Source organism: Pseudomonas sp. MWU12-2319 (assembly GCF_023242525.1).
In the GTDB taxonomy this organism is placed as follows: domain Bacteria; phylum Pseudomonadota; class Gammaproteobacteria; order Pseudomonadales; family Pseudomonadaceae; genus Aquipseudomonas; species Aquipseudomonas gingeri_D.
Window position 1 is genome coordinate 1 of record NZ_JALJES010000042.1, and the last position, 3,968, is coordinate 3,968.

At 53.5% G+C, this 3,968-nt stretch carries 4 protein-coding genes; 3 read left to right on the forward strand and 1 reads right to left on the reverse strand.

The window, feature by feature from the left end; all coding sequences use genetic code 11:
• From M5C01_RS32580 to M5C01_RS32590, 3 genes are all read left to right on the forward strand, one after another.
• A partial coding sequence (locus M5C01_RS32580; protein ID WP_248764467.1) for a DUF3732 domain-containing protein occupies window positions 1-2,015 on the forward strand: 2,015 nt, incomplete at its 5' end.
• Window positions 2,016-2,118: 103 nt separating this feature from the next.
• A complete protein-coding gene (locus M5C01_RS32585; RefSeq protein WP_152742426.1) occupies window positions 2,119-2,928 on the forward strand; it encodes a hypothetical protein in 810 nt (269 codons plus the stop codon).
• A 122-nt stretch (window positions 2,929-3,050) separates the two neighbouring features.
• Window positions 3,051-3,464: a helix-turn-helix transcriptional regulator gene (locus M5C01_RS32590; RefSeq protein WP_152742427.1), complete on the forward strand. Its 414-nt coding sequence runs from the start codon at window positions 3,051-3,053 to the stop codon at window positions 3,462-3,464.
• An 82-nt stretch (window positions 3,465-3,546) separates the two neighbouring features.
• Here M5C01_RS32590 and M5C01_RS32595 read toward each other — a convergent pair whose 3' ends face one another.
• The gene (locus M5C01_RS32595) at window positions 3,547-3,876 is read right to left on the reverse strand and encodes a hypothetical protein (protein ID WP_152742428.1); all 330 of its coding nucleotides are present in this window, start codon (window positions 3,874-3,876) and stop codon (window positions 3,547-3,549) included.
• Window positions 3,877-3,968 lie beyond the last annotated feature (92 nt).

Here is a 3,968-nt window from a genome sequence, read left to right on the forward strand (position 1 = left end):
CTTGTTTGGGATTCCCAATGAAATTCACGATTGACGCAGTCATCCTCTGGCCTCGCTGCCCTGGCTTGGAACCACGAGTCATTCCCTTTCAAGACGGGAAGATCAACATCATTTACGGGCTGAGCGGCACCGGCAAGTCGTCAATTGTGCACATCATTGACTACGTGCTGGGCGCGACCAAGTGTCAGATTCCAATCGGCATCATCCGCGACACAGTCGATTGGTTCGGGATGAAGATCCGCCTTCTCGATACGACCTACATCGTCGCGCGACGCACTCCGGGAAGCTCCCAAGGCTCTAACGAGCTTTGCATGCTGGAGGTCGATGATGAACAGATCCCGAACTCCGTTTACCGTACCCACTCCTTGGGGCAGTACAAAGCCGCCTTCGACGGCATGGTTCGGGTCAGTGACCTCCCCCACTCCGATGAGGAAGAGCCGTCGGGCTTCGACCGCCGCAGTTCCTATCGCGACATGGCGGCGTTCAACTTCCTGCCTCAGCACATCGTGGCAAACCCCAACACCCTGTTCTTCAAAACCGACTCGTTTGCTCACAAGGAGCGCCTGACGCGAGCTATGCCCTACGCGCTCGGTATGGTGGATGCAAACTACATCATGAATGAGCGGCGTCGGGATGAAGCGCAGCGCGAGCAAGATCGGCTGCGCAAGCAGCTTGCAGTCCACGATGCGGCCAAGGCGAGCCACTACGCTGACGTCGACCAACTGTTTGATCGCTGCATTCAGCTGGGCTTGCTTGAGCGCACCAGTACCCAAGGTGCTCAGAAAGTCGAACTGCTCAAAAAGGTCGTCATCGCGACCGATGAAGGGCGGCTGGAGCAGACACTCCTGGAACCTCAACGACTGCATATCTCAGAAAAGCTAAAGGTGGTCATCGAGGAAGTCGGTAAGCAACAACGTATTGTTGACGAATTTGATGCCCAGATCGATGGCTTCGACCACCTGGCGCGTAACAGCAAGCGATTCGTCGCGGCGATTGATACTGAGAAGTCCCATGTCATTGGGCTCGACTGGCTCAAGCAGAGCGTCACTGATGGTGGGCACTGCGTGGCCTGCGGCTCGTTCACCAACGCCTTGCCTATGGTGATCGAGAACCTGGAAGAGAAGGTCAACAAGGTCACCCGGATTTCGGACGCGCTCAAGGACAACCCCGTCGTCGACAAGCAACTGGCTACGCTGAAACGGCAACGTGCCAAGGAGGAGCGTGAGCTGTCTCGTTTGATGCGAGAGCAGGGTCGCTTGGTCCAAGAGGATGAGCGCACCCGTACTGCCATTGGCCAGATTTACTATGTGGCGGGTGAGATCAGCCGGCTGATCAAACAACTGGATGGCTCTGAAGCGGACGACGGTCTGAAGAAGCGCATGACCGAGCTGGAAAGCCTGATTCGGCATTACAACTTCCAGATGTCGCTGACTGACATGGCTGAGCAAGAGCGGAAGGTGGATGCCCAGCTGGCCCCGATGTTCGAGGACTATGCGGATCAGTTCGGCTTGAACGGAACGCCTGGCGCTCAGATCTATCTCGATCGGAAAGAGCTCACGCTTCGCTTCGACTCCCACGGCCAGCGGGATTTTCTCTGGGAAATCGGCAGTGGTGCGAACTGGATGGGGTATCACATCGCGACGTTCCTCGGCATTCATGAATACCTGTCGAAGGACGAGAATCGCAAGCTCCCACCTTTCAGCTTCATCGTGATCGACCAGCCGAGCCAGGTCTATTTCCCAAGCAATACCGGTGGCCTCAACGCACTGGATGCGGGATTCGAAGCGGTGAATCAAGCCCGCCCAGCGGATGTCGTTGCCACACGCCGAATCTTCGAAGTCTTGGCTGAAGGTCTCAAGCGTGCAGGCCATTTCATCCAGATCATCGTCCTTGAGCATGCGGGCCCGGACATCTGGGGCCAAGTCGCTGACACCGTGCCCGTAGCGGCGTGGCAGAGCAAAGACGACGGGCTCATCCCTGCCCACTGGATCCACCGTCACAATGACTTAGCGTAAATACACGTGGCCAGTTGTGTTCCTCGGGCACAACTGGCTTAGGTGTTGATCAAATCAATAGCCTTTAGCGTGAAACAAAGAACATCTTGGCAAAGGAACCTGTATGTCACTCATGCGCATGAATCATGTAAAAAATGAACTAAAAAGCTTGAGCGATGTGATAGCCTCATTAATAAAAAACCATGAAAGAGACCTCATGGAGTACAACACTCAGGCTAGCGAGAGCGAAAGCAAATTCACTGAAAGAGAAAGCATGGCGCACAGTCAGCAAGACTGGGATGCCTTGCATGAAATAAATATAGAAAGACTCAGCAGCACTCAACCCCTGAAAACTATCGAGTCGCTTGCAAAGCTTCAGAATGAGCTCATTCTCGTCAAACACGTGGCGTTAATTGAGAGCATGATCGTCAAAACCTTCTGGTGCCTGACCTATGTGCTATCTCACCAAGAATATCAAAAACAATATTTCTTAGATCAGACAAATTTTTCAGATGGCTTTGAAGCAGCCAGCAAAATACAAGAACTCACGAACAATAATGTAAAACCAAAATCCTTGAAGTTTTGGGACATCTTCGAAACACTGAAGACGATAAGAAACACGATCGCACATGGAGATCCGCTTTTCGTAATCAGCTACAGAAGGGCAAATAAATTCAACAAGCAAATAGATCTTATCCATTTATCTTCAGAAAAAAATGAGTGCCCTCACACCAAAAGTCTCTATCCGAGCCGCCCCCACCCTTCGTATGAACCAACATCCAATTGGTTCTGCAGCTTAAAAAGCGATTTAGGGGGGATTGAGCAACTCAACAAAAAGTGCCTCGACTTCGTTGAAGAGGTTCGAAGCCAGTACTTGAAATTTGGAGAGCTCAGAGGAATATCCAAAGACATGCTTTACGCATGCCGATTTTAATTCGCCATAGGCTCAAGCTGCCGGGGCACTCGTGATACGCTCTGATGCTCTATGTCAGAGCTTTCCGCCGCTTCAAGCAAGCGTGGAAAGCTTTTCTCGCTTCGCTTTGGCCAGGAGCATCTATGTCGCTCAAAACAGGCTTTGCCACTGTCCTAAAAGCCATGCGCGTCAGCCGCGGGCTGACTCAGAAGCACATGGCCGACACCACCAGTCGGACTTATATGTCGAAACTGGAGCATGGGCGATCGAGCCCTATCATCGACAAGCTGACGGCCATCAATGGGGCGCTGGGGCTCAGTCCATTAACGCTGTTCACACTCACGTTGAGCGTGGAAAGCGGCCATACCGTGAAGACCCTATTGCAGCACCTCGAAGCCGACATTGCAGACCTTGAGGCAATGGGTGCGCTCAAGAGCCTTGGCCTCAGCTCGGTCTCAGATATCCGCCCAACCCGGGCCATCCTATCCCGCCTAAAAAGGACTAGTGCCCCATACTCGCAAGCGGAGCTGTGCTTCGCTGAGCAAGAGAAAGCGTGACCTCAGGATCAAATCCCTAGACCCATCGGAAAAGCGCATCTCTGAGCTCAGGCAACGACACTTGATCCTCCAGAAGCCACGTTTAGCTCTTGGCACTTCGGGCCTTCACGAGCATCGCTTCGAGCTCCGCGATCAGCTCATCGACATCGACCTCCACGAACTCCCCCGGGTTGAGCAACTGCTCCACAATCGCGGGGTTGTAACACTCCGCGATTTCAGCATGCCCTGGTAGCCACATTCCGCCGGCGCCAATGATCACACCCTGACGCTGCAACTCCAGAAGTGCCTCCTTGATGTCACCCACGACCAGACTCGGCGATTGTTCGGTGAGTAGCGCTCTGAGCGTTGCGTCCAACACGCCATGCCCAATGAGGTCGATGATCAATGATTTGATGTCAGGCGACGTACTCATGGTTGTTCACGCTGCGATGCCGAGGTCGTACCCCATCATGAAGAGCGCCATTTCGAGTCGACGCAGCGCGTTTGCACCACCGCCGAGGAAAG